The 1,356-nt window shown below is 57.1% G+C and carries 1 rRNA gene; it reads left to right on the top strand.

Annotated features, from left to right (window positions below):
• A 16S ribosomal RNA gene (locus AC1DIW_RS21805) occupies nucleotides 1-1,339 on the top strand; the annotation flags it as partial.
• Between the last annotated feature and the right edge of the window lie 17 nt (nucleotides 1,340-1,356).

Raw genomic sequence — 1,356 nt, 5'->3', positions numbered from 1 at the left:
CCAACGGGCATCCGTATGGTGTGGAAAGTTTTTCGGTCTGGGATGGACTCGCGGCCTATCAGCTTGTTGGTGAGGTAGTGGCTCACCAAGGCGACGACGGGTAGCCGGCCTGAGAGGGCGACCGGCCACACTGGGACTGAGACACGGCCCAGACTCCTACGGGAGGCAGCAGTGGGGAATATTGCACAATGGGCGAAAGCCTGATGCAGCGACGCCGCGTGAGGGATGACGGCCTTCGGGTTGTAAACCTCTTTCAGCAGGGAAGAAGCGCAAGTGACGGTACCTGCAGAAGAAGCACCGGCTAACTACGTGCCAGCAGCCGCGGTAATACGTAGGGTGCGAGCGTTGTCCGGAATTATTGGGCGTAAAGAGCTTGTAGGTGGTTTGTCGCGTCTGCTGTGAAAATCCGAGGCTCAACCTCGGACTTGCAGTGGGTACGGGCAGACTAGAGTGTGGTAGGGGAGACTGGAATTCCTGGTGTAGCGGTGGAATGCGCAGATATCAGGAGGAACACCGATGGCGAAGGCAGGTCTCTGGGCCATTACTGACACTGAGAAGCGAAAGCATGGGGAGCGAACAGGATTAGATACCCTGGTAGTCCATGCCGTAAACGTTGGGAACTAGGTGTGGGTCTCATTCCACGAGATCCGTGCCGCAGCTAACGCATTAAGTTCCCCGCCTGGGGAGTACGGCCGCAAGGCTAAAACTCAAAGGAATTGACGGGGGCCCGCACAAGCGGCGGAGCATGCGGATTAATTCGATGCAACGCGAAGAACCTTACCAAGGCTTGACATACRCCGGAATCACTCAGAGATGGGTGCGTCTTCGGACTGGTGTACAGGTGGTGCATGGTTGTCGTCAGCTCGTGTCGTGAGATGTTGGGTTAAGTCCCGCAACGAGCGCAACCCTCGTTCTATGTTGCCAGCACGTSATGGTGGGGACTCATAGGAGACTGCCGGGGTCAACTCGGAGGAAGGTGGGGATGACGTCAAATCATCATGCCCCTTATGTCTTGGGCTTCACGCATGCTACAATGGCCGGTACAAAGGGCTGCGAAACCGCGAGGTGGAGCGAATCCCAAAAAACCGGTCTCAGTTCGGATTGGGGTCTGCAACTCGACCCCATGAAGTCGGAGTCGCTAGTAATCGCAGATCAGCAACGCTGCGGTGAATACGTTCCCGGGCCTTGTACACACCGCCCGTCAAGTCACGAAAGTCGGTAACACCCGAAGCCGGTGGCCCAACCCTTGTGGGGGGAGCCGTCGAAGGTGGGACTGGCGATTGGGACTAAGTCGTAACAAGGTAGCCGTACCGGAAGGTGCGGCTGGATCACCTCCTTTCTAAGGAGCAGTCATTT

It is taken from the genome of Terrabacter sp. 01T434, from assembly GCF_056398545.1.
This window is presented reverse-complemented; position numbering and strand designations above follow the sequence as displayed.